Annotated in this window: 29 protein-coding genes; 11 read left to right on the top strand and 18 right to left on the bottom strand. The window is 54.8% G+C overall.

Going from position 1 to position 25221, the window contains the following annotated elements; translation table 11 throughout:
- Positions 1–61: 61 nt before the first annotated feature.
- The 10 genes from LZ463_RS14895 to LZ463_RS14855 all read right to left on the bottom strand — a co-directional run bounded on the left by LZ463_RS14895 (position 62) and on the right by LZ463_RS14855 (position 8422).
- Entirely contained in the window at positions 62–1108 is a 1047-nt protein-coding gene (locus LZ463_RS14895) for an ADP-ribosylglycohydrolase family protein (protein ID WP_489686121.1), read from the bottom strand.
- Between the two features lie 78 nt (positions 1109–1186).
- The gene (locus LZ463_RS14890) at positions 1187–1591 is read right to left on the bottom strand and encodes a macro domain-containing protein (protein ID WP_241456612.1); all 405 of its coding nucleotides are present in this window, start codon (positions 1589–1591) and stop codon (positions 1187–1189) included.
- Positions 1588–2526, bottom strand: a complete 939-nt coding sequence (locus LZ463_RS14885; RefSeq protein WP_241456611.1) for an ADP-ribosylglycohydrolase family protein — start codon at positions 2524–2526, stop codon at positions 1588–1590. The genes LZ463_RS14890 and LZ463_RS14885 overlap by 4 nt, the downstream gene beginning before the upstream one ends.
- A gap of 128 nt (positions 2527–2654) precedes the next feature.
- A complete protein-coding gene (locus LZ463_RS29110; protein WP_277624064.1) occupies positions 2655–2783 on the bottom strand; it encodes a hypothetical protein in 129 nt (42 codons plus the stop codon).
- 4 nt (positions 2784–2787) lie between these two features.
- Complete coding sequence (locus tag LZ463_RS14880) at positions 2788–3255, bottom strand: hypothetical protein (RefSeq protein WP_241456610.1); 468 nt, start codon at positions 3253–3255, stop codon at positions 2788–2790.
- A 33-nt stretch (positions 3256–3288) separates the two neighbouring features.
- Positions 3289–4239 carry a diacylglycerol kinase catalytic domain-containing protein gene (locus LZ463_RS14875; protein ID WP_241456609.1) on the bottom strand — a complete coding sequence of 317 codons (951 nt, stop codon included), beginning with the start codon at positions 4237–4239 and terminating at the stop codon, positions 3289–3291.
- A gap of 5 nt (positions 4240–4244) precedes the next feature.
- Positions 4245–5282 (bottom strand): SPFH domain-containing protein, encoded by a 1038-nt coding sequence (locus LZ463_RS14870; protein ID WP_241456608.1) that lies wholly within the window; start codon positions 5280–5282, stop codon positions 4245–4247.
- A gap of 125 nt (positions 5283–5407) precedes the next feature.
- Complete coding sequence (locus LZ463_RS14865) at positions 5408–6580, bottom strand: metallopeptidase domain-containing protein (RefSeq protein WP_241456607.1); 1173 nt, start codon at positions 6578–6580, stop codon at positions 5408–5410.
- A gap of 89 nt (positions 6581–6669) precedes the next feature.
- Positions 6670–7386, bottom strand: a complete 717-nt coding sequence (locus LZ463_RS14860) for an SCO family protein (RefSeq protein ID WP_241456606.1) — start codon at positions 7384–7386, stop codon at positions 6670–6672.
- A 19-nt stretch (positions 7387–7405) separates the two neighbouring features.
- Entirely contained in the window at positions 7406–8422 is a 1017-nt protein-coding gene (locus tag LZ463_RS14855; RefSeq protein WP_241456605.1) for a YHYH protein, read from the bottom strand.
- Between the two features lie 180 nt (positions 8423–8602).
- Between LZ463_RS14855 and LZ463_RS14850 the strand changes: the two genes are divergently transcribed.
- Entirely contained in the window at positions 8603–10021 is a 1419-nt protein-coding gene (locus tag LZ463_RS14850; RefSeq protein WP_241456604.1) for an FAD-binding oxidoreductase, read from the top strand.
- 185 nt (positions 10022–10206) lie between these two features.
- On the opposite strand, the gene LZ463_RS14845 is transcribed toward LZ463_RS14850, so the two are convergent.
- Positions 10207–11112: a DMT family transporter gene (locus tag LZ463_RS14845; protein ID WP_241456603.1), complete on the bottom strand. Its 906-nt coding sequence runs from the start codon at positions 11110–11112 to the stop codon at positions 10207–10209.
- A gap of 156 nt (positions 11113–11268) precedes the next feature.
- Between LZ463_RS14845 and gcvA the strand changes: the two genes are divergently transcribed.
- The 4 genes from gcvA (at position 11269) to LZ463_RS14825 (ending at position 14097) form a co-directional block, all read left to right on the top strand.
- The gene (gene gcvA / locus LZ463_RS14840) at positions 11269–12174 is read left to right on the top strand and encodes a transcriptional regulator GcvA (RefSeq protein WP_241456602.1); all 906 of its coding nucleotides are present in this window, start codon (positions 11269–11271) and stop codon (positions 12172–12174) included.
- A 148-nt stretch (positions 12175–12322) separates the two neighbouring features.
- Positions 12323–12901, top strand: a complete 579-nt coding sequence (locus LZ463_RS14835; protein ID WP_241456601.1) for a TetR/AcrR family transcriptional regulator — start codon at positions 12323–12325, stop codon at positions 12899–12901.
- A gap of 121 nt (positions 12902–13022) precedes the next feature.
- On the top strand, positions 13023–13880 hold the full coding sequence (locus LZ463_RS14830; protein ID WP_241456600.1) for an alpha/beta fold hydrolase: 858 nt from the start codon (positions 13023–13025) through the stop codon (positions 13878–13880).
- A gap of 67 nt (positions 13881–13947) precedes the next feature.
- Entirely contained in the window at positions 13948–14097 is a 150-nt protein-coding gene (locus tag LZ463_RS14825; RefSeq protein ID WP_241456599.1) for a hypothetical protein, read from the top strand.
- Positions 14098–14176: 79 nt separating this feature from the next.
- Here LZ463_RS14825 and LZ463_RS14820 read toward each other — a convergent pair whose 3' ends face one another.
- Genes LZ463_RS14820 through LZ463_RS14810 form a run of 3 tightly spaced genes read right to left on the bottom strand, consistent with a single transcriptional unit; the run spans position 14177 to position 15756 of the window.
- Complete coding sequence (locus LZ463_RS14820; protein WP_241456598.1) at positions 14177–14818, bottom strand: FMN-dependent NADH-azoreductase; 642 nt, start codon at positions 14816–14818, stop codon at positions 14177–14179.
- 6 nt (positions 14819–14824) lie between these two features.
- Complete coding sequence (locus tag LZ463_RS14815) at positions 14825–15268, bottom strand: GNAT family N-acetyltransferase (RefSeq protein WP_241456597.1); 444 nt, start codon at positions 15266–15268, stop codon at positions 14825–14827.
- Complete coding sequence (locus LZ463_RS14810; protein ID WP_277624063.1) at positions 15265–15756, bottom strand: carboxymuconolactone decarboxylase family protein; 492 nt, start codon at positions 15754–15756, stop codon at positions 15265–15267. The genes LZ463_RS14815 and LZ463_RS14810 overlap by 4 nt, the downstream gene beginning before the upstream one ends.
- An 86-nt stretch (positions 15757–15842) precedes the next feature.
- Between LZ463_RS14810 and LZ463_RS14805 the strand changes: the two genes are divergently transcribed.
- From LZ463_RS14805 to LZ463_RS14795, 3 genes are all read left to right on the top strand, one after another.
- Positions 15843–16343, top strand: coding sequence for a MarR family winged helix-turn-helix transcriptional regulator (locus LZ463_RS14805; RefSeq protein ID WP_241456596.1), 501 nt, complete (start codon positions 15843–15845; stop codon positions 16341–16343).
- 2 nt (positions 16344–16345) lie between these two features.
- Complete coding sequence (locus LZ463_RS14800) at positions 16346–16780, top strand: hypothetical protein (protein WP_241456595.1); 435 nt, start codon at positions 16346–16348, stop codon at positions 16778–16780.
- Between the two features lie 235 nt (positions 16781–17015).
- The gene (locus LZ463_RS14795; protein ID WP_241456594.1) at positions 17016–17810 is read left to right on the top strand and encodes a substrate-binding periplasmic protein; all 795 of its coding nucleotides are present in this window, start codon (positions 17016–17018) and stop codon (positions 17808–17810) included.
- A 62-nt stretch (positions 17811–17872) separates the two neighbouring features.
- On the opposite strand, the gene LZ463_RS14790 is transcribed toward LZ463_RS14795, so the two are convergent.
- The 3 genes from LZ463_RS14790 to LZ463_RS14780 form a co-directional block, all read right to left on the bottom strand.
- Positions 17873–19495, bottom strand: a complete 1623-nt coding sequence (locus LZ463_RS14790; protein WP_241456593.1) for a hypothetical protein — start codon at positions 19493–19495, stop codon at positions 17873–17875.
- Positions 19492–20727: a hypothetical protein gene (locus tag LZ463_RS14785; protein WP_241456592.1), complete on the bottom strand. Its 1236-nt coding sequence runs from the start codon at positions 20725–20727 to the stop codon at positions 19492–19494. The genes LZ463_RS14790 and LZ463_RS14785 overlap by 4 nt, the downstream gene beginning before the upstream one ends.
- A gap of 159 nt (positions 20728–20886) precedes the next feature.
- A complete protein-coding gene (locus tag LZ463_RS14780; RefSeq protein WP_241456591.1) occupies positions 20887–21441 on the bottom strand; it encodes a carboxymuconolactone decarboxylase family protein in 555 nt (184 codons plus the stop codon).
- Positions 21442–21613: 172 nt separating this feature from the next.
- Between LZ463_RS14780 and LZ463_RS14775 the strand changes: the two genes are divergently transcribed.
- The 3 genes from LZ463_RS14775 to LZ463_RS14765 all read left to right on the top strand — a co-directional run bounded on the left by LZ463_RS14775 (position 21614) and on the right by LZ463_RS14765 (position 24415).
- Positions 21614–21961: a winged helix-turn-helix transcriptional regulator gene (locus tag LZ463_RS14775; RefSeq protein ID WP_241456590.1), complete on the top strand. Its 348-nt coding sequence runs from the start codon at positions 21614–21616 to the stop codon at positions 21959–21961.
- 162 nt (positions 21962–22123) lie between these two features.
- Positions 22124–23137 carry a tetratricopeptide repeat protein gene (locus LZ463_RS14770; RefSeq protein ID WP_241456589.1) on the top strand — a complete coding sequence of 338 codons (1014 nt, stop codon included), beginning with the start codon at positions 22124–22126 and terminating at the stop codon, positions 23135–23137.
- Between the two features lie 72 nt (positions 23138–23209).
- Positions 23210–24415: a metallophosphoesterase gene (locus LZ463_RS14765; RefSeq protein WP_241456588.1), complete on the top strand. Its 1206-nt coding sequence runs from the start codon at positions 23210–23212 to the stop codon at positions 24413–24415.
- Positions 24416–24449: 34 nt separating this feature from the next.
- Here the strand turns inward: LZ463_RS14765 and LZ463_RS14760 are convergent, their stop codons facing one another.
- Positions 24450–25196, bottom strand: coding sequence for a helix-turn-helix transcriptional regulator (locus LZ463_RS14760; protein ID WP_241456587.1), 747 nt, complete (start codon positions 25194–25196; stop codon positions 24450–24452).
- Positions 25197–25221 lie beyond the last annotated feature (25 nt).

Genomic DNA, 25221 nt, shown 5'->3' with positions numbered 1-25221 from the left:
AGGAAAGAATTGGTCAATATCAAGGGATGGAATGCCAGATGAACAGGTTTCTGCGTCCTGTCTAATACGGTGGCAACAAGCGCCGTAGTCCATGTAGTAAAACAATAACAAGAAACAGCATATTGCGCGGAAACAGCAAGAAAGAAAAACGCAGTGAAACGGTTTCATCGTGTTTGCAGATACGCCTGCCTAGCGCGGTCAGATAGCTGCCACTGTGCGGGCAGTCTGCCAGACCTGAGCGCCATTCAGCCGGAATACCAGGCAGACCAACGCTTGCTCCAGCCATGGCGCCTGCAATCGCCGCCACCGTATCGGTGTCGCCACCTGCACGCACGACCGCTTCTATAGTCGCCCTGTAATCACCGTAGTGCTGATACCAGGCGATCAATGCAAATGGCACAGTATGCAAGGCGTAGCCTGATACGCCATGTTGCCCCCCAAAATACTGCTGCGCTGCCAGCATGGAGTCAGGGGCCTTGCAGGCAGCGTTGATACGTGTAACAGCAAGCTGCCAGTCAGCATCCGGTGAAATATCTGTCAGCACTGCGATCAACTCGTCCAGTTGCGGCTTGCCCGGCCATTGTCCGTTGACGATGCGCGCCACGACTTCGGCGATTGCCATCGCTCCGGCAAAGGCTTTGGGATCGGTATGCGTCATCATCGTTGAAGCTTGTACATGAACACGGCGCGCCTGTACATCATGGGCCAGTATTGCGCCTATCATGCCGCTGCGCATGCAAGGACCATTACCTGCGGAATAAACCCCGCTATTCGACAAACCCAGCCATAGCCGCATGATGCTGCGCAAAGTCGCAAAACCCACGCCGGCTGGCAGACACAACAACCAGAATCGCAATCGCCATGCAAGGGCGCGTCTGAATTGATTCACATCACCTTTGCCAGCGATCAGCGCCTGACTGACAAAAATCGCGTGATCGGTATCATCGCTGACCATGCCCCTTCCTGGCAACAAGCCATGCTGCAAAGGGAATTTCGCCAAACGATGGATACGTCTTGGTGACATGCCTTCATACGGTAAACCGATGGCATCACCGACGGCAATACCCATCAGGCATCCTTGAATGGCGTTTGCACTAGAAGTCGACAAAGTTAGCCCCCTGCAAAAGTGATGTATCAGCTTGCCGGTAATCTGACCAGAACATGATCAAGACCAGTCAATTCTTCATCAATGATGAGCAATCAATGCCCTGTTCCCTCCAGCCAGACCGGCGCCTATCAACGGGTAACCTACCCGCATGCCATGAAACTCCCTGGCTACGCCAGAAAACACCTGGCGTATTGCTGCATAATCAGCCTTCACGCCTTTGCCGCGCCAGTCGGATTGTGTATAGGCATTGATGATGACGAATTGTCTGCCATCCCTTTGTATGCGAGCGTGGCTGTAGCTTCCCAGCTTGGTATGATCGGCGGGCAAAGTCATTTGATCTGCTGCGTGAGCTTCAGGGAATTGGTTTTTGATGCTCTTGGCAATACCTGTACCCATGGTGCAAAAACAGTTACAGCCATGAACGATAACGTCAAATTCGCCCTGCAAAGCGAGCGCCAATAAATCACCAGTACGCTCTTTCATGCAGACTCACTCACTTGCAAAACGTCCCTGCTGCCAAAGCGCTGATACAACTCCCGTGCCATACGCAATATTTCTTCACGCATGGCCAGTCGTTCCAGCCATGTTGCCGGGATACCTTTGATTCCGTAATAAGCGCCGGCGATCTGGCCCGTGATGGCAGCGGTCGTATCCGCATCGTCGCCCAGATTGGCAGCGGTGAGGATGGCGCTTTCAAAGCTGTCGGTATGCATAAAGCACCATAGCGAAGCTTCGAGCGATTCGACAGAATAGCCGCTGCCGCGTATTTGTGTACTGTCTTTGTTCATGAACTCCGCCTTGCTGAGAGCGATGATTTTTGGCTCGGACGGTGTGTATGGCAGTACCGCAAACAAATCCGTCTTGTTGCAGCCGGCAAACAGCCTGCACAATATGGCGGCCAGCAACTGGCAGCTTTGCACGGCTTCTGCTGCGGCATGGGTAGTGCGCGAGCTCTCTGCCGCATGGTGGATTGCCGACGACACGTCGGGGTAGCCAAACATCACAACTGGGGCCAGCCGCATCAGTGAGCCATTACCAGCCGTGCTGGGGTGCTCTGCACCACAATAGGGTTCGCCGCTACTGGCATAGCGTGACAAGGCATCACGCACGGTATTGCCTATGTCAAAACAAATGCCGGTGGAACTCAGGTAACCCCATTTCCACCAGTTCAGGTAACGTCCCATCTGGTCTTTGGCGTCGAAGCCGTTTTTGGTCAACAGGCTGTCTGCCAGACATAGCGCCATGGAGGTGTCATCGGTCCATTCACCGGGTAGCAAACCAAAAGGCCCCTTGCCAATCATGTCAGTCACAGGTGTGAAGCTGCCGCATGCGGAGAATTCTACCGTCGTACCAACAGCATCCCCGCAGGCCAGGCCAGCCAGTGTGCCAAGATAGCGTTGTTCCAGAGTGATGTTCATACGCGGTTTTCTCATGAGGAAATAAATTGATCATCAGAATAACGCACTTAGTTAAAATTATCAACTATCTTAGTTTATTATAATAACTAAGAAATTCCTGTGAAATCAGGTTTGTGTTCTGTATCTGTTTAATCCGATGAAGTCGGTTTCAGATATGACAGACGCATCGTGGAATTCATATGGCACGCCAAGACATCACCAACCAGCAGGCCAATCAGGCCACCTGCCAGACGTTCTTGTAACGTTGGTTTGTTCATATGCTCATGTACGAGAGAGTATTGCGATCGAAAATAGTAGCGCATAGGCAAGTGCCAAGCCTGCGGTCAGCATGACAGGCTTGCTATGACAGAGCTTGCCTATACCTGACCATAAATCCTGGCGCAGGCTGTGCTCAGTCTCTGAAGCAATTTCCATGGCCAGGAGACGTGTGGAGGCGACCAGATTTTTAAAATCATTGGCTTTGGCTGTCAGTTTGGTATCGGCGATGAATTGATCGTTTACCCAAGTCCCGCAATCCAGCGAAAACTCATTGAATGAGCTATTGCCACCGAAGTTGCTCAAAAAGTCCCTGGCGCCATCACTATCGCCTGATTTGAGCACCTTCACCGCCGCGCGAAAACGATCGCTCCAGAATTGCCCATCGTTCTTGTCAACGATGACAATCAGTTCTTCGATTTTTTTAATCAGCTGTTCGAATTTCTCAGCCAGGTTATTTTTATCGCTGCTCATGTCATCTCAATAGTCATTGAATTTTCAGGGAGTCTACACCACCAGATACCCGCGCTTGTCTGCCACGCTGATTTCTGCTGTCAGCCCGGCATTGAATTCGAGGTAGTCGGCCTCTATGCCATCGCTGAAGATGACACCGTGTTCTGCCATGTGCGAAGTGACTTTTAACGGATCACGATGTGTGACACTGCCATGGACCAGGCTGGTAAATGAGGTCTTGCTGGGGAAAGGTTCGCGTACGGCAAACATGAGTTCACGCGTATCCCAGCTTGTGGCGGCGAGGGCTTCCATGGTGTTGTCGAATAGGGCCAGGCGTGGGTCCCGGCTGTGACTGTACAGGGCAGCAGCCCCGGTCAATATGCTTTTCAGCCAGCCGGTGGAACCCAGGCCGGTAGAGACGATGATGCCGCTTGATGACTGGCGTTCTTGCCGCTCTTGCAGTTGCAGGGTATACAGTGCCGAGGTATGGCTTTTGGGGCCGATGAAGATGTCGTTAACGCCATAGATGGCCTGCCCATTGTTGAGGCTGGCTTTGGCCATGGTGACTTCCCTGATCTGGCGGCGCCGGGCGAATACCTCGGGCAACAGGCGTACCAGATCCCTGACCTGGAAGGGTAGCAAGACGCCATCCCATTGCCTGGGATCAGGATTGACGCCGATCAGTTGCTGGCCATTCAGGTATTTCATGGTATTGACGACCAGACCGTCTTGCCCCAGGGCGATGACGATGTCTTTTTCTGCAAAGATCATGTTGGGCAAAAAGCTGCGCTCTATGATCTGCAACCTGGCCAGGCGCAGCAAGGCGGTTTCTGCCTGGCTGACACAGGCACGGTAATTCTCATGCTCAGCCAGGTAGCTGCTAAAGTCTGCACCCATGTGTTCTATGTAAAACCTGGCCTGGTCTATGGTGTTGTACTTGACGATCAATTCTTCCAGCCGTGTTTTACGGGTGACCAGGATAATCTTGTTTTCTGTCAGGCGCATGATGATTACCTTGCACGGGCAGGTTTGTCTACAGGGCGCTGCATGATTTCACGCAAGAGGTCGGGCGTGATATTCAACTGGCCTATGGAGCCGGCTTTTTCTGCCAGTTCCTGAAACGCCAGGGCAATCAATTGGCCTGATTCCATATTGCCCATGGACAGGGCCTGCAAGACTTTGGGCTCTACGCCATCGTAAGCTTTCATCAGGGTCTGTGCGGCATAGGCGCGGCTATCAGCTTCTGAGCGGGCATTTTCCGTGGCCAGTTGCACCAGTACGGTATTCTGGTTCTCCTGCTGTATTTTTGCCTGCATCTGGGCCAGTTTCAGTTCATTTTCTTTATGCTGTATGCTTTTTTCAGCTTCCATCTGGGTTTCGCGTATCTGGCGTTTTTTGCTCTCGACGGCGATTTCGGTATTCAGTTCATTCTCGCGTATGCGACGTTCCTGCTCGACGGCAGAGTTGCGGCGCTCATAGATGGCTTCGTCGGCGCATTTGAGGATTTGCTCACGCGCCTGTGCTTCCAGGGCCTTGGCGGCTTCTGGTGTGGGCTTCAGGGCCAGGAAGTTCAGGCCCAGCAATTCCACCCCCAGGTCTTGCAGTTCTTTACTATTCCTGACTGCTGTTGTCACGGCGGCCCCCAACATGTCAGCTGCCTTCAGGGCATCACGCAGGGCCAGGTTTTGCAGGCCCTTGCGTGTCAATACCTTGACCAGGTTGACGATACGCTGCGAGAGCTTTTTAGGATCATCAGAAATGTATTGCTGGGTCACCGGGTTGATGGCGAAATTAAGCAGGCCGCCAATCTTTTGCGGATCACTGATGCGGTAAGTGACCTGGCCCTGCACGGTCACGGTCTGGAAGTCAGATGAGTTTTCTTCAAAGATGAAGGATGTATCTTCACTGGCCATGGGTATGGCCAGCATGGAGGTGGTCGGTGCATAGTAGAAGAAGGCCAGACCCGCGCCTTCGCGCCTGACTTTGCCATTCTTGTATTGCAATACATAGGTGGTGGGCTGGAATTTGATGAATTTGATGCTGAACATGATTGCTCCCGTCATGCGGGAAACTACCCGCCTGAAGACAGGATAAATCACTTAGTTTAAAAAATCAACTAAGTTAGTGAAATACTTCAACCAAGATAGTAAAGCCCTGGCCCTGGCGACAAAACTTATGGCATCGTCTCTACCTGCAACAAGTCGCCATTGGCGTCACTGCCAAGATTACTGATGCTGGTCTTGCCTATGCGCAGGGTTTCGCCGGTTTGCAGCGGCGCCAGCCTATGACGGGTGTCCCCCACCCTGCCATTGAGTTTCTGTATGCGTATTGCTCCCTGGTGAGATGTCAGGCGGGTATCGATGGTATAGACCAGCAGGCCTGGCCTGGGCAGGTCGCGGTCATAGCCTTCGGCGCGGCGGCTTTCAACGACAATGGCGGTGGTCTTGCCAGTGGGGATGATGACAGCCTTGTTGCCGCCACGGCGCTCTATCGGTGTCAGCCTTAGCTGTAATTTCTGGTCATTTGCACACAAGACCTGACTGTCATCGAGCCAGCCAAGCTGCCATCTTTCCCAGGCGAGTAATTCTTTTGCTTTGCCAGCCGGGTCGCCCGTAACGCTGAATTCACCGACATAGGTATGCCAGTCCTGCGTGCCAGGCAATGGCCCCGCCAGGTCAATGAGTGATAATGCGTGGCTGATTTCATGACTGAACCAGGGCCAGCCGAGTATGCTCAGGTCGCTGCCCGAGGTCGCGCCATTGAGTATTTCGCGGCCGCCAGCCTGTATGCCATAACCGGGTGCTGCCGTGAATGCAGGGCCATAATCGATGGCCTTGACGGCGGGGTTGGCGATGACCAGCACGGCATCTGTCTGGCTGTAGTCTACATGTGTAGCTGCCCTTTGCACAGCTTCTTGCAGGTAGGTGCGATGGGTAGCGAATGATGCACCACGGGCAAAATGATAGTCAGCCGAAGTCCGGTTCATGCGCAGCCACTGGTAATGCGGCACCAGGCTGAGCCTGAGCTTGCCGTAAGAGACGGCGTCAAAGTATTTTTCAGCCTCTGGCGAGATGATGGACATCGCCTGCTGTGGCGAGATGGTGGCAGGCACATCGCTGAAATCCACGAACAGGACCGTTAAACGTACTTCTCCGAGGGCTTTCAGACGAAATGGATTACGCGGAAAGCCGAGGCCGACATCGCTGCGGACGTGCATTTCGGGCAGACGGCAGGCCGCCAGGGAGTCGGTCTGGTCAATTGCTGCTGCCGGGACAGCGGCATGGCTGGTCATGCCATAACAGGCAAGGCTGATACCGGCAAGAAATTTGCTCAGGGAATTGATCATGGCAAAAAAGACTGATTTTGTGAAGCCCAGATCATAGTGGAGCAGATGATCAGAAACAAGCCTGCTTTCACCCTGACTTCGCCCTGACTTCACTCTGATACGGCTAACAGCCTTTCATAGTCACCAGCCATGCGCCGCATTTCCACCATGGACGAAGCATCATAGATCCCGCGTATGCGTGCCTTCGCATCAAGCAGGAAGGCGCGCTGCCCATGCAGGGGCTCGCCATTGGCTGCACGGGCGTCGATGTCGGTCATCAGGCTGCCAGTCAGCTTTTGCATTTGCGGTCTTTGCCCGCTCAGCATATGCCAGTCAGCAGGCAGTTTCAGTCGTTGTGCATAGGCTGCCATGGCCCTGGCATCATCCTGTTCTGGCGTAATGGTGAGCAAGGTGAATTGGGGGCTGGCCAGTTTTCTTGCCAGTATCTGCTCCTTCAGGGCGCGCAATACTTCCAACGACACCGGGCATAGCGTCACACAACCTGTATAGAAGAAACCGACAAACCCAGGCTTGCCTTGCAGAAGACTGGCATCAACAGGCTGCCCATGCTGGTCAACCAGATTGAAGCCGGATACCTGCTGCCACGATGCCCACCGGTCCCAGCGCGGCTGCCAGCTTTTTTGTACATAGTAAGGCAGGCTGTCATTGTTCAGGGCATTCTGTGATGTATCCGTGGCGCCCGTCAGCCAGGCCAGCACCAATATGGCGGAAGTAAACACTAACAGCGCTATGCTCAGTATGCGCAACATCAATCTGATGGTGCGGCTACAGGCACATGGCAGACGTGGGCTGGCTTGACTGATCATGGCGGTCTCTTCCCCAACATCAATGTATGGTTACCGGCGTACCCTTGAAACAACCAACGGTGTAAGGGAATTCTTTGGTCTGGTGATAATGGTACTGATTGACGCTCACGCCATTGACGACGATGGCATGGCTGTGACCATGGCATTCATCAAGATCAGCATTGGTCAGCGCCTTGCCGTTTTCACCGAGATTGCCATAGATGCCAAAGCCGTCGGCGATGTAGCCGAGCAAGGGTGAGTGCTGGCCCGTCGTGTCTTTTTGTGCCAGACAGGTACTGATGTTGTGATGATGGTACTGGCCTGTCCGCTCAGGGTGGCCCTGGCAGGCATCCTGCACTTCCCAGGCGACGGCATCGCGATAGCCGCCATCGTCGGCATTGAACAGACGCGCACCGTCCAGCAAGACGCCGATAGCGCCCAGACTGGTGCAGGACGGTTTGTCAGCCACCACTGGATTACCCGGCAAACCCCAGGCAATATTGGACTGGGCAATGGCGTTGGGATTGCGGTCATAAGCATAGGCAGGGTCTGTACTGGCAATGGGGAAATTGCCAGTCGGGGTCGATGGCAGGCCATTGCCGGTGATGCCCAGCGTAGTCCCCAGCGTGACGATAAAGCTCGATGTCCATTTGACGGCGCCCTGCACGCTGATCTTGCTCAGGGAGTTCCAGGTAGACCCGTCCGCATTGAACCACGGCCCCTTGCTGCTGGCCCCGCCACTGCCCGCGCTATAACAGGCATAGACATAACCGACCGCCGGTGCCGTACGTGTGAACTTGCCGTCACCGAGCGGCAATTTGCTGGCATCAACCGTGGCGGTGCTTGTGGTCGATCCTGTGCTGCTGCCAGAAGTACTACCTGAGGTGCTGCCGGTACCTGTGGAGGTACCCGTTGTTGTACCTGTGGTTGTTCCCGTGCTTGCTCCTGTTGTCGTCGCGGCATTCACCGCTGCGGTACTGCCGGAACCACCTCCACAGGCAAGCAGGCCGACACTCAGGCTGACTGCCATGACTGCTATCAGTTTTTTCTGCTTCATTGCTATCCCCAACCAGGTTTCAAACATGGAACGCATAGTGCGGCAGAAATATGAAGAAAATATGGAGGCGGGCGGGGCCTGGACATGGCTTTTTGTAGCACAATGTTGCCGCGTTCATCATAATGCAATGTCATTGATTTGCTCACACCGTATCAGGCATGGATACACAATGATTACACAATGAATACACAGTTACCACGTCGCCGCTTTCTGGCTTACTCGCTGGCCAGTGCCGGATTGTTGACCACGACAACGGCCAGACCAGCCAGCACGACCGAGCTGCTGGTGCCAAACATTACCGGCCTGTACAGTATCAAGGTGGCAGCCATCAGCGCACCCAGAAACGCGCAGGAAGCGGCAGAGCAGGTACGCAAATGGCCGGGGCGTATTGCCGTTGGTGGCGGGCGCTATAGCATGGGTGGCCAGATCGCTATACGCGCTGGCCTCCACCTGGATATGCGCAGCATGAACAGGCTGGTCTGGTTAAAGGAAAAAGAAAAGCGCGCACGTGTGCAGGCTGGCATGTGCTGGCGTGACCTGCAAGACATCATCGATCCGCACGGCCTGGCAGTCATGACGATGCAAAGCTACTCCAATTTCAGCATAGGCGGCAGCGTAGCAGTCAACGTGCATGGCCGTTATGTTGGTAACGGACCGTTATGCAATTCTGTGCTGGCGCTGCAAGTGGTGCTGGCCGACGGCAGTATTGTCGAAGCCAGTGCCAGTGAAAACACGGATTTGTTCCGCGCGGCTTTTGGCAGCTACGGGGCAATCGGCGTGGTGACGGAAGTCGAATTGCGCCTGACTGACAATATACGCATGGAGCGTATTGTGCAGTCAGTACCACTCGACCAATATCCTGAGTTCTTCAGCACCAGGGTAGCCGCCGATAAAAGCAATATCATGCACAATGCCGACCTGTTACCACCGGCATTTGATGCACCCATCTCTGTCACCTGGCGCACCACGGACAAGCCGTTGACAGAAAACGCCAGGCTGATACCGCGCGGCTTATCGTACACCGCAGAAAAGAACATGATCTGGGCAGCAACGGAACTGCCTTTCGGGCAGAGCCTGCAAAACAGGATACGCCCGATGATGCTGGAAAAACCTGCCGTCACCTGGCGCAATCATGAAGCCAGCCTTGATGTGGCCTCGCTGGAACCACGTACCCGTCTCTTTTCGACTTATGTGCTGCAGGAGTATTTCATTCCGCCGCGCCACTTCCTCAGCTTTGCCAGAACAATGGCCAAAGTACTGCAGAAGCACGACGTAGAAGCATTGAACATATCAATACGGCATGCACCTGCCGACACCACTTCCATACTTCCATGGGCCAAGGAAGAAGTATTTTCTTTTGTGCTGTACTACAAGCAGCGCACCTATGCGGGCGCCAGGGACAAGGTGGCAGTCTGGACGCGCGAACTGATCGATCTGGCCATAGCACATGAGGGTCGCTATTACCTGCCCTATCAGTTGCACGCCACCAGACAGCAATTTCAAGCTGCTTATCCTGAAGCTGCTCAACTGTCTGCACTGAAAAACAGGTTTGACCCTGGCAAGCGGTTCTTGAATGAGATGTGGAACAAGTATCTGTAAACCGGATGCGCTGACATCACCTCGCCTGGGCTAGTGTCGTGTTGCACGTAGATTGCGACGTATAAAAATGCGGGATTTCGTGTCGAATTGAGGCGCAAACCAAAGCAATAGTGAGCTATTGCGCGGATTTGCAACAATGCGTCGGCGCGAAAGACGCATTTTTATGTCGCAAGAAGAGTGCAGCACTACACTAGCACCCTGTCCCTTGGCGGGGCAGCGGGCTTCAACACCAGCCAGACTGCCATGCCAATCAATGCGCCACCTGCTGCATGGGCCCAACTGATCTGCTCACCGAGGAAAAGCGCGCCCCACAATACACCAAAAGGCGGTATCAGGAAGGTCACGGTCAATGCCTTGACCGGCCCTATGTCAGCAATCAGACGGAAATACAGTATGTATGCGAGGGCAGTACAGACCAGGCCCAGACCGGCCAGCGCCATCCATACATTGACGCCACCCCAGCTTGCCGGTGGCTGCTGGTTGACACTGACCAAAAACAAGGGCGACAGCAAGGCAACCGCACCCAGCTGGCTGCCCAGTGCCACCAGTTTGGCCTCAAGCCCGCCTTTTTCTGTAATCCAGCGCCTGGTCAAAAAGCCAGCCAGGCCATAGCAGGCGGTGGCCACCAGGCAGGCGCCTGCGCCCGTCAGGACCTGGTGATTGAACTGCACCGGACCGGTGCTGGTCAGTACCGCCACGCCGAGCAGGCCCAGCAGCACACCCATGGCCTTGGCCAGCGTCAGCCTGTCTGAAAAAAACACGGCGCCGATGATGACGCCCATCAGCGGTGTGGTGGCGTTGAGTATGGCTGAATACCCAGCCGGCAAAACCTTGGCCGCAAAACTGTACATCACAAACGGGATGCCCGAGTTGATGATGCCCAGCACCATGGCAACGCCCAGTTTACCTTTGAAGTCAAACCTGACACGCAATGCTGTCAATATCAGTAACAAACCTGCCGCGCCGAGCAGGACGCGAAAAAAGGTGGCAGGCAACGCGCCCAGCACCGGCACGATCATGCGCATGAACAAAAAGCTGGCGCCCCAGATGGCGGCCAGGGCCAGAAGTCTTATGGTGTCAGAGGTTTTCATTATTTTTCCTGTGTGCCTGCCGATGTTTTATCAATCAGACAGGCATTTTTATTTAATATTTTCTAAATCAAAGATTCAGTCACAAGTGAATTTAACCATGGCAAAATAGTCAGCATCAACTCATTCTTTCTGCAATTAATTTAGAAAAACTAAATCATGATGACCCGCCTGCCACCCCTGCATGCCCTGCATTGTTTTGAATCGGTTGCCCGGCACCTGAGTGTCAAGTTCGCTGCCGAAGAACTGCATGTCAGCCCGGCAGCCATCAGCCAGCAGATTGCCAAGCTGGAAGACCTGCTGCAGGTGGCACTGTTTGGCAAAAAGGGGCGCGGTGTGGAGTTGACGGCGGCAGGCGAACAGTATTTCCTGGGCATCAGCCCGGCTTTTCGCCAGATAGAAGCCTCTACCCGGCAACTGGCTCTGCAGGCAGCCAATCCTGTGCTGACCTTGAGCTGCACCACCGGCTTTGCCATGCAGTTTTTGTTGCCACGTCTGCCGCATTTCAATGAGGCTTACCCTGACATAGATATACGCATCAGCTCTACCAATCGTCTGGTTGACTTTGCCAGGGATGACGTCGATTTTGCCGTGCGCCACGGTCACGGCAATTACCCCGGCTTGCAGACAGAATTGCTGATCGACGACGAGTTGCAACCGGTATGCAGTCCGCGCCTGCTAAGCCGCACGGGCCGCCGCAGGCAGGTCAAAAAACTCGATGACATCCAGCCACTGACCCTGCTGCATGATGAGCAAAGGCTGGACTGGAAGCTATGGCTGGAAGCAACCGGCAACGGGCATGTGGAGTGGAACCAGGGCCCGCTCTTCGTCGACTCCAATGGCGCGATAGAAGCTGCCATCCGTGGCCATGGTGTGGCCCTTGCCAGGAAAATGCTGGTGCAGGATGAAATCAAAAGTGGTCACCTGGTAATGCCCCTGAAGGCAGCGGTCAAGACCAATATTGCCTACTACCTGGTGTACCCGGCCATCACTCTGGAGCGCAAGCCTGCCGCCATCTTCAGGAACTGGCTACATCATGAAATTGACATGATTGACAATAATTGATTCATGACCTGCAAGGCAGTTTGTCTTGCAATCTTGTGCAAAATGCATGCAAGCTGGTTTGATATTGATCATTTTTATTTTTTTCTTGTATTTTCTTGTATATTCCCTTTGACTTTTATATGATGATCACAATATTTTGGTGAATCAGATGAAACAGACTAAACCCAGCCGCAAAGAAGCCACCCATGAACGTATCGTCGAGGCTGCTGCACGCGCCATACGGCGTAGCGGCTTTGATGGAACCGGCGTGGCTGACATCATGAAAGATGCCGGCCTGACACATGGTGGTTTTTACGCCCACTTTCCTTCACGCGAAGCCATGCTGGCAGAAGCCACCATGCGCGCCGGCGCCGACAGTGCCGCACTGCTGTCGCGTGTGGTGGCAGGAGCGCCAGAGCAGCAAGCCTTGCAGGCTTTACTGGAGGCTTATCTGTCAAAAACGCATGTGGAAAAGGCCGAACACGGCTGCCCCGTGGCAGCGCTGGCGTCTGAGGTATGGCGCCAGACACCTGACGTACGCCATGCGGCCACCCATCGCATCAAGGAAATGATAGACCTGGTTGCCCGCCAGTCGCCACACTGGGGGCAACCAGGTGCGCACGAACAGGCCCTGGTGACAGTGGCAACCATGGTGGGTGCGTTGTCGCTGGCACGTGCAGTTGACGACCCTGGCCTGTCTGATGCGCTATGTACCGCTGCAATCAGGCATCTGACCTCGAAAGCCTGAGCAGAAGGATTAGTGACAAGCCAGGAGCTTTGGTCAGGGCCAGGGTTGCAAGCAGCCACGCCAGGCAGGTTTGATTTTTTTTCGCAAACAATATGATAATCATCATATTTCAGGAGAAAGCATGAGAGATACTGTTGATTTTTCACCTGCCCGGACAAACAAACCAGTGACAGGACCGCAAGCAGCCACGCAAGGTGAACTGTCATCAAAACAGCAACCAAAACTGCGACCAGAGCAAATCGCCCGCGCTTTTCTTACGCCCAGACCACCCAGGCAACGCCAGGCCCTGGTGCTGGAATCGGGCGAAACCTTGCGCGTCAATACGCCAGAAGGCGAGATTGCCATCCAGCGTACCGGTACCGGGCCAGCAGTATTGCTGCTGCATGGCTGGGAAGGTCAGGCAGCGGACATGGCCAGCTTTGTCACCCCCTTGCTGGCCGCCGGCTTCAGTGTGCTGGTGATGGATTTGCCGGCACATGGCGCATCAGCCGGGCAGCAGTCGTCAATACCGCAATCTGCCCGCGCACTGCTGGCAGTTGGCGAGGCGCTGGGGCCGCTGCATGGTGTGATTGCCCACTCAGTCGGCTCGGCAGTCCTTGGTGAAGCCCTGTATGCCGGGTTGGCGGCAGAGCGTGCCGTGTTTGTCGCAGCACCGGCACGCTATGAAGATTATGCGCGCGGCTTTGCTGCCGCTGCCGGCCTTGATGCGGCAGGCACGACAACCATGCTGACGATATTGCACGACCTCATCGGCGTCGATGTCAGTGAAATCTCACTGCCGCAACGTGCACCACATCTGCGGCAGCCGGCCCTGTTCATTCATTCAGATGACGACCGCGTTGTCGCCATCACTGACAGCATTGCCACCGCCGCAGCCTGGCCGGGTGCGCAGCATCTGCGTGTCGAAGGGCTGGGCCATAAACGCCTGTTGACGGATGAGGCAGTCATCACTGCCGCGACTGGCTTCATGTCGCTCTGAGCCACAACCGGCGTCTCACCTGCCGACTCCACGACTACCAGCCACGATCAACAATGAAAGGAATATCATGAAAATCCAGGGATCTGTCGCCCTCGTCACCGGCGCAAACCGGGGTCTGGGCAGTGCATCTGCGCAAGGCCTGCTGGCCGCCTGTGCCGTCAGGGTGCATGCCAGTCTTTCGGCAGAGTCGCCAGTCTATCTGGGAACAGGCAGATAAGCTCTGCAAAGACCGCCGTTGGCGCCAACACGACACCGTGTCCGGGCAAAGCACACAGCAGCGAAGTCACTATGCTTGCTTACCAGGGCCAGTTTTGCTGCCAGCCCCTGAGCCTGTCCAGTGATGCCTGGCGCAGACTGACGTCACGGTTGCAATTCTGCAGGAGGACAGACTGAAAACTGCGTATGCCCATGGTCTGGAATATATGACGCAGATAGGGTGTGGCCCAGTCCTTCTGCATGCCATCAACGACAGGGCCTGACTCATCGGCAACATCGGCAATATCAGCAACAGCACCGCCGCAGGCGAGCAGCAGGGCAACCGGTTTATCCTGCAACAAGCCCTGCTTGCCCTGTGCCGTGCTGATGAAAGTACGATGCGGCCGTACAATATGATCAACCCAGGCTTTCAGTACCGACGGCAGGGCGAAATTGTGCATGGGCGTGGAGATCAGCACGGCATCCGCCAATACCAGCTCATTGATCAGCATGTCTGACAGGGCCAGTACCTGTTCCTGCTGTTGATTGCGCCGTGCAGGTGGACACAGGCTGGCTGTCACGAAAGCCTGGTCCGGATGCGGCAGTGGCGTGACGGCGAGATCGCGCTTGATGACGCGAACCGGACCACGCTCTTGCAGGCCGGTAATGAGCTGATGTGCAGCCTGACGGCTATGTGAGGCGCCCTCACGCGGGCTGACGGCAATATGCAAAAGGCTTTTCATACCTATTCAGGCTGATGCAATTGGCATGTTAAAGCGTAGCGATGTCGCCAGCATGCCGCAGCGGAAATAAAAACGATGACCAAGGGAATTGGACAAGGGTGTATCAAGCACCAGTTTTGCACAACCATGCAGGCTGGCCTGTTTGTGCAGATAATCCATCAGGTACTGACCATAACCTTTGCTGCGCGATGTCTGGTCAGACACCAGGTCATCAAGGTAAAGAAAGCGGCCATGCACGAGATTTTCCTGTATGCGATAACCGGCCAGGGCCAGTGGCTCACTATCCGCTTCTTCATCCGCGTATAGCGCGACAATCCGGTAAGCATCCAGCCTCTGTCTTTGCCAGCGCTGGATGAACTCATCCGCATCAGCCAGATGCGGGCGCAATTGCTGCATCAGCGGGAAGATGGCGCGCAGACCCGCTTCATCATGGATGTCAACTATCTTCATTGTTCACCACCGCTCAAGTTTTCTGCCGGTATCGGAGGAGCGAACTGCAAGGCGCCGGCAATGCGGTTCCAGGCATTGATGGCCGCAATCGACGTGGTAAGGAAGGCGATTTCACTATCGCTGAATTCCTGCTTCACCTGCGCGTAGGCAGTATCACTGACCGGCTGGCCGGCCATGTTGCACAGACTTTCAGTCCAGGCCAGTGCAGCACGTTCGCGGGCATTGTAGATGGCCGCCTCCTGCCAGACGGCCACCAGGTCCAACCTCGCTGCGGGCACACCGAGCTTGCGTGCCAGGTTCAAATGAAATTGCAGGCAGAATGCGCAACCATTGATCTGCGAAGCACGCACCTTGATCAGTTCAGTCAGGCTCTTGTCCAGCCCGCTGTCGTCGACCGCCTTGCCAAGAGCACGCATCGCGAGCAGCACTTCAGGTGCGGTTTGTTCAAATGTGGCCCAGTCACTGCGGGCCTGGTGGGAGGTAATCATGGATAGTCTTTCTCTTTCATCCGGGTTAATTTCAGGTTAATATCAGAATTCGATCATGTTTACAATAATATTCGAATTCTTACATCATGCGCAAGAAAAATCTGAATACCCCTGACGCCATCCTGGCCACCGTACCAGCCATCGGCGAGGGCAAGCGCGGTGAGCAGGGTCATATCGGCTACCTGCTGGGGCAGGCTTACGCTGCCCACCGCATACGCATGGAAAAAGTGCTGGCCGGGCTGGGCCTGACCTTGCCGCAGTTTTCTGTACTGACCATGCTGGCCGCCTACCCCGGGGCATCTGGCGCTGACCTGGCCCGCCTTGCCCTGCTGACACCGCAAACCATGAGCGTCATCGTCAACAATCTCGAAAGAGATGGCATGGTCAGGCGCAAGCCCCACCCGGTGCATGGACGCATACAGGTCATAGAAATTACTCCTGAGGGAAAAGAATTGCTGGCGCGCTGCAAAAAGGCAGCCCATCCTGTGGAGCAGTCTCTGCTGCCTGACCTTAATGCGGAAGAAGAAAAAGTCATCAGGCGCTGGCTGGTGGACGTGGCCAGGACTACTCCAGAAGCAGGCGACTAACTATGCAAAACACTTCATTCACCCGGAATATGCTGCGTATGCTATGCCTGTTGATACTGGCCCTGCTGGATCATGGAAATGCAGACGCTGCCAGTCAGACTTACACCGGCGTTTTCCAGGGTCAGGGCAGAGCTTGTTTTGGCAAACTGTTTTTGCGTAAAAAAACGATAGAATGGAATAGCTCTTTTAGCGTGTGCAAGCCAGTCGCCTATACCATACTGAAAATTGATATGGACAGCGCATCGCCTCACATTGCCGTTTTGCTCAAGCACAAAAACAAAACATGTCGCCAGGCTGTGATTGCCATGACACTCGATCCTGCATTTCCGCAATTCTGGCTGGTCCAGGGCTATACATCACAACAAGACTATGAACACCGCAAAGAAGAAGACGTCGATGCACGTACATTAAGCTGCGGTATGCAAAAACTCGATTGAAGCTGGCACCCAGACTATGGTGGCAATATAGGCATCGACCAGACAATAGTGTCGGAAAGTCATTATTTTTTGCAATCGATAAAAGTAAAACATGGTTTCACGGCCACTCAAACGCCACAATTGAATGCCCCTCTCACGATGGCAGTTGTATGATAAACCATCCGTTTCTCGATCCGGATTTTTGCCAAGCGTCAGAGGAGTTATGCTCAACAGGGTTCATCTGCGATCTATTGCAATGGCTTCAGTCCAGTCTGGCTTGGGCATCATTATTGCCGCTGCCATCCTGCTTTTGCCTGGCACGTTTGCGTATGCGCAAAAATTGACTATCTATACCGAAGACTGGCCGCCGATGAATTTCCAGAGCAAGACAGGCGTGGATGGTATGGCCGTTGATGTCGTCAAATCCCTGCAAAAAATGATTGGTAACCAGGAACCCATACAACTGGTGCCCTGGTCACGCGGCTACAAGGCTGTGCTGGAAGATGAAAACGTATTACTGTTCAGCCTGGGCCGTTCGCCAGAGCGGGAAAAGCTCATGCACATGCTGGGGCCGATCGCCATTTCCAAGACGGTTATTTATACGCGCAAGGGCGAGGCTGCACGTCTGAGAATGCCTGACGTGGATATATACAAAATGGGAGTCGGCGCCTATCGTGGCAGCATCTTTGCCGACGCTGCCAGAAAAAAGGGATTCTACAAACTCGTTCAGGCTGATTCACCGCAAAACTCGTCAAAGATGCTGTTCGCCAAACGTTTTGACCTGTGGGTGGAGGGCAGCATGGCCGTCAACGCCGTCTTGCAGGAAACCGGTCACAGCATGGCCGACATAGAAGAAGTAATGGTGCTCGACAGCCTGGAGTTGTACCTGGCTTTTTCCATCAGGACATCACCTGCCACCCTTGCCCTGTGGGAGGCAGCTTTGCGCCAGATGAAGAAAGATGGCAGCTTCCAGAAAATACACCAGAAGTGGCTGCCAGGAGACGTCCCGCCCCCACAAGTCATCCGGGTCGATGCATCACCTGGTAATTGAAACGGGGGAAGCATATCTCATTGATGGCTGGCGTCGGCCAGCCATCTGCCCAAAACACGGTGTCAAGGCTTGACCCGGTTATTGGCTGCTTCTGATGGCGGCGGGCCGGCGCGTTCCACCATGCGGCTTGAGGGTGTCGACGGCGCAGACAACAGACCCAGGTCCACCAGCGATTTGTTGAGCATGGCGCCGCCTTCCTTGCCCAGCTTGGCCATCTTGTCCAGGCCGGCACTGCCGGCATCGAGCACGATATGGGCGCCGGCTTTGACTGCATGGGCGGTCGCATTGACTGCCTTGCTGCCATAATCAACTGCGGCGTGTGCCCCGGCCTTGGTCGTCTCGGCGATGACGTTGTATGCCTTGGCTCCGCTTTCAGCCAGGGCGTGGTATGCCTTGGCCCCGGTATCCGCCACGACATGGGCGCCATATTTGATGGTCTGGGTGGTGGCATGGACGGCTTTGCTGCCATAGTCAACGACAGCATGTGCGCCGCTCTTGACGGCATGCGCAGTCGCGTCAAATGCTTTGCCACCGGCATCGGCCACGGTATTGACACCAAGCTTGACGGTCTGGACGGTAGCGTTGGCGGCTTTCTGGCTGTAATCGACGGCGGCATTGACACCGTCCTTGACAGCATGTGCTGTCGCCTCAAATGCTTTGCCACCGGCATCGGCCACGGTGTTGACGCCAAGCTTGACGGTCTGGCTGGCGTAGTTGATGGCTTTATCGCTGTAATCGACTACTGTGGTGACGCCTGATTTGATGGTTTCGTAACCGAGCTTGCCACCGGCCAGATACAGCGCCAATGCCGTTTTGGCGGCGGCCTGTGACTCGCTTTTGGGCTGGCCATCCTGGCCCAGCGCGCCCATCATGGTCTTGACATAATCCTGGTATTCACTGGCATCAATGGATGGGGCTTTGTAATTTGCCAGCACCGGCGCATTCCAGTTACCTGATTTGTTGCCGATGGTGTGGGCTGCGTGTTCATCGATAAAACTCTGACCGGCATAATTGGGGCTGTGCGCCACCATGGTGCCGCCAACATGTTCGCCGCCAAGCAGATGCACAGGATCGCCGGAATACAGCAATGCGCCGGGTTTCTTTTCAAAGGCAATGACATGGTGTTCGCCACTGATGGCGCTGGTACGGTCCTGGGATGTGGTACCCGGCACCTGGGATATGCCAGGCGCATTGAAGGTCGTGAAATGCAGGTGCGACTGTATATCTGCCATGGCCAGCCCCTGCTTTGAAGGCGGCATGGGTATGTCGGCTATCGCCTGCAGGTTCTTGTCATTAATAGTCCATTGCACGAGTGCGCCGCCCAGGCTGTGGCCAGTCACTTCGATATTGTTGCCAGCCTTGATATTGTTGGCCAGCCAGGCATTGACAGCAGGTTTTGCCGCACCGAACTGACCATGCCCGACATCGGCAATGTCGGCATAGACGTCGGTGGCTTTTCCTTCCGTCCCGCGCATGCCGAGTATGCGGGTATTGGATGGCACGCTGGTATTGTCTGCCGTCGGCATCAGGGCATACATGTAGACGCCGTTATTGTCCTTGAACTCACCCTTGTTGCCAAAGCTCTTGTCGATCTGAAACCCAGGCGGCAGTTTGGTGCCAGCCGCATCCTTGTAGACATTTTCTGACACCTGCCTGGCAACTTCCTTGTCGACAAAACCATTCATTTTGCTTCCCCTTGCTGATAAGCGAAATGCAGAGCACCTTCGCGTTCAAAAACCAGTGTCTTGCCATCGGCAGACACGCTGGGCTTGCCATCGGACTGATTGGCTACACCTGGCACGATCTGTACTACCTTGTTTTTTGCGACATCAAACTTCCAGATGCCTCCCTCTTTACCGCTGCTGCCCGGCATGGCGAAGTAAACATTGCCGGCTGCATCGATGCTGATTTCCTGTATGCCTTTTTTGATCTGGTCTGACAGCGGGAAGCTGAATACTTCCTCCCAGGCGTGGGCAGCACCGTCCAGGCGATAGCGGCAGACCTTGTCAAAATCCGTGGTGGACGTGGACTTGCCCTTCAGTTTGCAGGCTGCATACAGCATGTTTTCATCGGGGTTGATGGCGTAAGACATCATCCAGTAAGTCTCGAACTTTGCATCATCGTCAAGCCGCGCAATGAGTTTGTTGTCCAGGTCCTGGAGCAGAATGGCATTCTCTATGGCAGGCTTGCCCGCCCCGCCCTGCATGGCAGGCTCGGTATTGGGCACGTCCTTGAAACCGGCGCCGGGAATACGTACCGACACCCGGTCCTGCCACAGGTATTTCTGGATCACGAAACGCGACAGTGCGAGGACGTCGTTGTCTTTCACATCCCAGCACAGGGTCTTGAATTCTGTACTGGCAAATCTTGTACATTGCGGGTCCAGTTTGTAGCCCTTGCCGTCCAGATTGCGCGGCATGCTGGCCAGCATATATTTGCCTGACAGGCTGACATGGGTAGCCGGGCTGTCTTTTGCCACCATCAGCAATTGCGCAGGCTTACCCAGCGGCATCAGGTACAGGTCATCCTGGTAATTGGGGCCGGGATATTTGCCTGCGCTTTCGGCAGAGATCAGCAGCTTGTTGTCATGGCAGTCGGCGACGGAAAAAAGCGGCTTCCTGCCCTGTTCGTCACTGAATTCTATGGGCTGGGCCTGGTCCGGATGAGCTGGGTCAAGGTACAGGCTGCGCAATGGCTGTGTAGCGTCACTGGCTTTCAATGTCATGGCCAGATGGCTGGCGTCGCACCACGAATAGGCAGCTCGCGCATACGGGCTGGGGCTCACCTTGTAGAAATGAGCGGCACCGCCAACAATCTCGCCAGAAGGAACGGCCGCCTTATCCTTGCAGCCGGAGAAGGCAAGCACTGAGGAAAATGCAGAGAAAAATAAGCCTGGCAAAAGTAGTTTGGTCTGCATTGTGCTCTCGGGGCTGAGGTCTTTCAAGCGTCAGTCTTAAAAAGTTTAAGACAATAATAGCACAAAACATTTATTAACTTGGGCTACAGGCCTGAAAACCCTTTTGCCTCCGGAAACTGCCATCCTGCTCAAAGAAGCTGGTACGTGCTTGCAGAGGATTCAGCGATACTGCGCAAACCGTGGTGCAAAGTCTTCCAGTTCCACCCGGGCAGCATTGGTAACAAAGGATATCGTGTGATAACTGCCGCACAAGGTAATGATCTCCAGTATCTGTGTCTGGTCGTAGTGCTGCGCCAGGCCCTGCCAGCTTGCATCGGTGATGCCGGAGGTATCATGCAGTTCGTCCACGGCCCTGAGCAAGATAATCTCCCGGTCTGGCAACTCAGTCCGTCCCGGGTCTGGCAACAAGGTAGCTGCTATGTCTGCTTGCGTCAGACCGGCGCGAGCGGCAAACAGGGCGACGTGGACACCCCATTCATATTCAGAACCGCAACGTGCACAGGTACGTAATATGACCAGTTCGCGCTCGCGCAAGCTGATGCTGCCCTTGTCCAGCAGATTGCCGGCAAATACGCGCTGCAGGACCCGGCTGTTATGGGCCTGGGTGCGAAACAACTTCAACGGCGCCATGCCAGGCGGCATGATGCGCTGGAATGCCTGTTCAATCTCTGGTGCATAAGGGGGCTCCAGGGGAGCGATTCTGCTGGTGGACATGCTTTCTTCCTCAGGTGAGCGGGCAGCACAGCACGTATGCGCTGGCAGCCCCGTTGCAATTTTTGTGCAGTGTTGCCAGTGTTACCAGTGCTACAATAGGCCGCATCCGCTACGTTTACAGTAGCACACCAACAAAATAATTGCTACTGTTTACGTAGCACCTGGAGAAGTGATGACAACACCCAAACCACGGCAACCGGTACGCGGCTCCCAAACCGGCCGCCCCATCATGGCCTTGCTGGATTTATTGGGCAGGCGCTGGGCGCTGCGCATGATCTGGGAATTGCGTACAGACGCACTGACTTTTCGCGAATTGCGTGAACGCTGCGACGATATGTCGCCCACCGTCCTCAACCAGCGCCTGCGCGAATTGCGCGACACCCACATCATAGAAATGGCGGCAACCGGCGGCTATGTACTGAGCACATCAGGACAAAGCCTGCTGCAGGCCCTGCTACCACTTTTGCAGTGGTCGGAAGAGTGGGGACTCCTGCTTGATGAAGCCAATACTGATGAATGAATCAGGCCGCCTGCCCGTGGTCGCCGAGGACTGTCAGCCGCAAGCTGGGCAGTATGGGGACGAATGGCAAATTGCTGTTAATTAAGAGCCACCTTTGCACAGTCATGCGTTAAACTGCCGCTTTGATGGCTGCGCCACTTGCATGATTGACTATTGATGCCCATGTTCAAAACCTATCTTCTTGCCGCTCTTGTTTCTTCTTACATGCTGTCCCCCGCCCCGGCGCTGGCGCAAGCCAAGCCGGATGAAGCCGCTGCCGCTTATGTGGAAGGCAATTACGCCCTGGCCTTCCAGGACTGGAGCCTGCGGGCAGAAAAAGGCGAGACAGCAGCACAATACAGCCTGGGCCTGCTCTACCTGAGTGGCAAAGGACCGGACAAAGACGAAGCCAAGGCCATGGAATGGTTCCGCCGTGCGGCCCTGTCTGATCATCTGCGTGCACAGTTCAGCCTGGCTGAAGGCTATCGCCTGGGCCTGGGTGTGGAAAAAGACATGCAGCAGGCGCTGGCGTGGTATAAAAAAGCTGCCGAAAAAGGTTTGGCCACAGCCCAGATCACCCTGGGTATCTGTTATGAAACCGGCGAAGGCTTGCCCAAAGACCAGGCCCTGGCCAACAAGTGGTATTGGGCTGCAGCAGACCAGCATGATGCAGAGGGCTATTTCCGTCTGGCGCGTGTGTACGCTCTGGGTCTGGGGACCGAGGTCAACCAGCGCGTCGCCAATATCTTTGCCGGCCATGCCGCCGAGCTTGGCAATGCCCAGGCCCAAACCTATCTGGCAACCCAATACCTGAACGGCACGACCATGCCGCGCGATCCAGGCCAGGCAATCTACCTGCTGGCCCAGGCCGCCAGGCAGGGTCACGCCCGTGCCTTTGTGCGACTGGGCAGCATCTATGCCGAGGGCAATGGCGTGCCCGTCGACCTGTCACGTGCCTATCTGTATTTTTCCATCGCCGACAAGCTCGACAAGAACAAGGAATTGCAGGACCTGCCCAACAGGGAAAAACTCGGCCTGGCCTTCCGCATGAAGACAGAGGACATACAGGGGGCCCTGGCCCTGGCCGAAGAATGGAAATCTGGCAGCCTGCCACCAAAACTGAACCTGCCATCGAACAACAAACCCAGGAGCAAGCCGGAAGTGATACAGGGACAGGTATTGCCTATCTCTTATTAAAACCAGCTGAGCATAATCAGACCTATTTAAGCATGACATATTGAAGTCTCACTCAACGCAACAACGATCCCCATGATGCCAGCCCTGACCTTATTTCCGGCAGTTGCCGGTACGAGCCTGCGCAAGCGAGCAACACAAATCGCCGTTGCGGCACTCTCCGGTTTGACGCTGGTGCAGGCCAGCCTGGCACAGACTGCCACCATCACCAGCCAGGTCAGCACAGCCACCGCACCTGTCACTGGCATCAACGACGGTCCATATGTGTTTTACCAGACTGACAAAGGAGGTCTGGATGTCAGCTGGGTTTGCAATGACCAGGTACAAAAACGCAGTTTCACCAAAACCGCGAATGTCACCTTGCCGGCACCTTGCGGTTATCCGCAGGCATTGACAATACGCGCAGCAGAATCCGCCTTCCCTGTCACGGCCAGATTTACAGCGGACAAGCTGGCGGCCATCAGCGACATCCACGGCCAGTTCGACCTGATGCAGAAGCTCTTGCAGGGCAATGGCATCATCAACAAGGATTGGCAATGGACTTATGGCAAGGGTCACCTGGTCATTACCGGTGATGTCTTCGATCGCGGTCCCAAGGTCACTGAAGCCTTGTGGTTGCTGTATGCGCTGGAGGAGCAGGCCAGGGCAGCCGGTGGCGCAGTCCATCTGCTGATCGGCAATCATGAAGCGATGTCGCTGTCAGGCAATGTGCGCTATCTGAACAAGAAATATGCAGAAGTCGCACGCCAGCTCGGCAGCAGTTATCAGCAAATGTTCGACAACAACAGTGTGCTGGGCCGCTGGCTGCGCAGCAAACCTGTCATCATTGAGGTCAACGGCATGCTGTTCATGCATGGAGGCCTGCATCCTGATTACCAGAACCTCAAACTGAGCATGGCCGAGATCAATGAAAAATATCGCCAGTCACTGGGTTTGAGCAAGGAGCAGATCAAGACAGAAGCCGTACTCGACTATCTGTACGGCAGCCTGGGGCCACTCTGGTACCGCGGCTATTTTAATACCCCCAAACTGGCGAATGATGACCTGGCTGCCTTGCTGCAGCAGATGAAGGTCGGCCGCATCGTTGTCGGCCATACCACCATGGATGGTGTGTATTCACATTACCAGGGCAAGGTGATTTCCATCGATTCAGGCATCAAGGGCGGCGTCAAAGGGGAAATGTTCTTCTGGGAGAATGGCAAGATCAGCAAGGCAGGCATGGATGGCGTACATGCCGAAATACCAGACGGGCCGCAAAAGTCAAAAGACCTTGTCGACTGACCTGTATGACTGGCCAGCATACGCCGCCATTTTTTTACAGCAGCTTGAACTCGCAATCCGGCTTGAGCTTTGCCCGGTATTCAGCCAGCAAGCCTGCCAGCTGCGCCCGCGTGCTGACTTCAAACTTGGTGAAAATTTTCATCAGATGATGTTTCACCGTAATCTCACTCAGGCAAAGCGCTTCGGAAATTTCACGGTTGGTCTTGCCCAGCCCGATATGGTCAGCAATTTCGCGCTCACGTTTGGTCAGGCTATCCAGGCTGGCTTCGATTTTGCTGACATCATTGAGCCTGTCAATGGCATCGCACATCGCTTCATGAATGATGGGGCACAGGTATTTGAGCAGCTCAGCATCTTCCTCACTGAATGGTCTGCCAACGTCAAAAAAACTGAAATAGGTACCGACACAACGCACTGTGTCAAACACACCGTGGGAAGCAATATTTTTTAATCCGGTATTCCGAAAGTGCTGGAACCACGCTGGCGGAATATCAGCCCAGGGTTCGTCGATTGAAAAAAACTGTGGCTGCTGCGTGGCTATCCAGCGCCGCAAAATGGGAGAATCCATGCCACCCGCCTTGTTGCGGATATTGTCCAGGTGCTCAACCGGGAAATTATCGGTAATGACGTAATCAAGACCAACGCCACCTGCATGCACACGGCCATAGCCACAATAAATGGCCGCATGGTGATAAAGGGGTTGAATGAAGTTGCGTATCCATTGCTTGAAATCGGCAATGGTAATAATTGACGCTGCTTCTGACACTAGTTGATCAGTCAAGTTGACACCCCTCTCAGCATGAATA

Source organism: Undibacterium paludis (genome assembly GCF_022568815.1).
In the GTDB taxonomy this organism is placed as follows: domain Bacteria; phylum Pseudomonadota; class Gammaproteobacteria; order Burkholderiales; family Burkholderiaceae_D; genus Undibacterium.
The sequence above is the reverse complement of the archived record's forward strand: the minus strand, read 5'-3'. Positions and strand labels throughout refer to the sequence as shown.

Coding starts and splice junctions, on each gene's coding strand:
- LZ463_RS14890 (WP_241456612.1), bottom strand. CDS start 1,591: ATGAAAGAGCGTACTGGTGATTTATTGGCGCTCGCTTTGCAGGGCGAA.
- LZ463_RS14885 (WP_241456611.1), bottom strand. CDS start 2,526: ATGAACATCACTCTGGAACAACGCTATCTTGGCACACTGGCTGGCCTG.
- LZ463_RS29110 (WP_277624064.1), bottom strand. CDS start 2,783: ATGAACAAACCAACGTTACAAGAACGTCTGGCAGGTGGCCTGATTGGC.
- LZ463_RS14880 (WP_241456610.1), bottom strand. CDS start 3,255: ATGAGCAGCGATAAAAATAACCTGGCTGAGAAATTCGAACAGCTGATT.
- LZ463_RS14875 (WP_241456609.1), bottom strand. CDS start 4,239: ATGCGCCTGACAGAAAACAAGATTATCCTGGTCACCCGTAAAACACGG.
- LZ463_RS14870 (WP_241456608.1), bottom strand. CDS start 5,282: ATGTTCAGCATCAAATTCATCAAATTCCAGCCCACCACCTATGTATTG.
- LZ463_RS14865 (WP_241456607.1), bottom strand. CDS start 6,580: ATGATCAATTCCCTGAGCAAATTTCTTGCCGGTATCAGCCTTGCCTGT.
- LZ463_RS14860 (WP_241456606.1), bottom strand. CDS start 7,386: ATGATCAGTCAAGCCAGCCCACGTCTGCCATGTGCCTGTAGCCGCACC.
- LZ463_RS14855 (WP_241456605.1), bottom strand. CDS start 8,422: ATGAAGCAGAAAAAACTGATAGCAGTCATGGCAGTCAGCCTGAGTGTC.
- LZ463_RS14850 (WP_241456604.1), top strand. CDS start 8,603: ATGAATACACAGTTACCACGTCGCCGCTTTCTGGCTTACTCGCTGGCC.
- LZ463_RS14845 (WP_241456603.1), bottom strand. CDS start 11,112: ATGAAAACCTCTGACACCATAAGACTTCTGGCCCTGGCCGCCATCTGG.
- gcvA (WP_241456602.1), top strand. CDS start 11,269: ATGATGACCCGCCTGCCACCCCTGCATGCCCTGCATTGTTTTGAATCG.
- LZ463_RS14835 (WP_241456601.1), top strand. CDS start 12,323: ATGAAACAGACTAAACCCAGCCGCAAAGAAGCCACCCATGAACGTATC.
- LZ463_RS14830 (WP_241456600.1), top strand. CDS start 13,023: ATGAGAGATACTGTTGATTTTTCACCTGCCCGGACAAACAAACCAGTG.
- LZ463_RS14825 (WP_241456599.1), top strand. CDS start 13,948: ATGAAAATCCAGGGATCTGTCGCCCTCGTCACCGGCGCAAACCGGGGT.
- LZ463_RS14820 (WP_241456598.1), bottom strand. CDS start 14,818: ATGAAAAGCCTTTTGCATATTGCCGTCAGCCCGCGTGAGGGCGCCTCA.
- LZ463_RS14815 (WP_241456597.1), bottom strand. CDS start 15,268: ATGAAGATAGTTGACATCCATGATGAAGCGGGTCTGCGCGCCATCTTC.
- LZ463_RS14810 (WP_277624063.1), bottom strand. CDS start 15,756: ATGATTACCTCCCACCAGGCCCGCAGTGACTGGGCCACATTTGAACAA.
- LZ463_RS14805 (WP_241456596.1), top strand. CDS start 15,843: ATGCGCAAGAAAAATCTGAATACCCCTGACGCCATCCTGGCCACCGTA.
- LZ463_RS14800 (WP_241456595.1), top strand. CDS start 16,346: ATGCAAAACACTTCATTCACCCGGAATATGCTGCGTATGCTATGCCTG.
- LZ463_RS14795 (WP_241456594.1), top strand. CDS start 17,016: ATGGCTTCAGTCCAGTCTGGCTTGGGCATCATTATTGCCGCTGCCATC.
- LZ463_RS14790 (WP_241456593.1), bottom strand. CDS start 19,495: ATGAATGGTTTTGTCGACAAGGAAGTTGCCAGGCAGGTGTCAGAAAAT.
- LZ463_RS14785 (WP_241456592.1), bottom strand. CDS start 20,727: ATGCAGACCAAACTACTTTTGCCAGGCTTATTTTTCTCTGCATTTTCC.
- LZ463_RS14780 (WP_241456591.1), bottom strand. CDS start 21,441: ATGTCCACCAGCAGAATCGCTCCCCTGGAGCCCCCTTATGCACCAGAG.
- LZ463_RS14775 (WP_241456590.1), top strand. CDS start 21,614: ATGACAACACCCAAACCACGGCAACCGGTACGCGGCTCCCAAACCGGC.
- LZ463_RS14770 (WP_241456589.1), top strand. CDS start 22,124: ATGTTCAAAACCTATCTTCTTGCCGCTCTTGTTTCTTCTTACATGCTG.
- LZ463_RS14765 (WP_241456588.1), top strand. CDS start 23,210: ATGATGCCAGCCCTGACCTTATTTCCGGCAGTTGCCGGTACGAGCCTG.